The sequence below is a fragment of the Streptococcus sp. k-628 genome (genome assembly GCF_013277475.1).
Lineage (GTDB): Bacteria > Bacillota > Bacilli > Lactobacillales > Streptococcaceae > Streptococcus.
Genome location: NZ_VMMZ01000107.1, coordinates 1 through 1,033, shown reverse-complemented (window position 1 = coordinate 1,033; position 1,033 = coordinate 1). Strand labels below are relative to the sequence as shown.

Genomic DNA, 1,033 nt, shown 5'->3' with positions numbered 1-1,033 from the left:
AGAGCAAACTAGGAAGCTAGCCACAGGCTGTACTTGAGTACGGCAAGGCGACGCTGACATGGTTTGAATTTGATTTTCGAAGAGTATGAGTTTATTTAAAGAGTAAAATACTCATCAAGGCCAAAATAGCTGGTCCACCTTGCTTCAAAATAATTTTCTTATCTGCTGTAAGAGAGCCATAAGCCGCAGCCCCAATCACAAATAAGACAAAAATAGTCACAATTTCTAAATTCTGTGAGAAATAAATTCCATACAAGAGAAAGACTACTAGCAAAGCATTATAAATACCTTGATTTTTAAACAATGAACTTACAGACGGACGAGCCAGTTCTTCCTTGTCCATGTTAAAGACACGACTAGTCGCATCTGATTGCGTTGCAATACTTTCCAAATAAAAAATGTAAAAATGCTCCAAAGCAACGATTGTTGCTAAAATGATTGTCATAATTGACATCTATTTCTCCTTAAATTTCTATATTCTCAATACCCAAAACCAATTTATTTAATAAACGGTTGAGCTCTGTTCTCTCAGACTCTGTTAAGATACTTTCCATCTCTTCCTTAACCTTGATATGTTTCAAAGGGGGATTCACCACTAACTGCTCCTTGGCATACTTCGTAGCCTCTACCAACACTTCTCGCTGATTTTCAGGATTGCGATGACGCTCCACTAAACCTTCCGTTTCCAAAATCTTGAAATGTCGTGTCAAGGCAGCCTGATCAATCTTCAAACGCTCCTGAACTGCCATTTGGTTACAAGGGGAATGCTCCAGTAAAAACAGTAAAATCTGATACCGTGTCAAACTAATCCCAAGTCTTTTTTCAAATAATTGCGTACTCGCTTGCTCAGACAAGCGGAGTTGATACAGTAAATCTTGAATCTCTATCATTTCTTTCTCTTTTCTATTGATTCATCAATAGTTGATTAATCAAGTATAATACAAAGTAAAATAGATTGCAAGAATGTTGCTTCAATCATTACAAAATGGTAACTTCCATTTTCCATCCATATTGATACTCAATAAAAATCAAA

2 protein-coding genes are annotated in these 1,033 nt (G+C 36.3%); both read right to left on the bottom strand.

Annotated elements, in window-relative coordinates; genetic code table 11:
- Nucleotides 1-91: 91 nt before the first annotated feature.
- Entirely contained in the window at nucleotides 92-454 is a 363-nt protein-coding gene (locus HT730_RS10080; protein WP_173307514.1) for a DUF1304 domain-containing protein, read from the bottom strand.
- Between the two features lie 10 nt (nucleotides 455-464).
- Nucleotides 465-890 carry a MarR family winged helix-turn-helix transcriptional regulator gene (locus HT730_RS10075; RefSeq protein ID WP_173307513.1) on the bottom strand — a complete coding sequence of 142 codons (426 nt, stop codon included), beginning with the start codon at nucleotides 888-890 and terminating at the stop codon, nucleotides 465-467.
- Nucleotides 891-1,033: the final 143 nt, after the last annotated feature.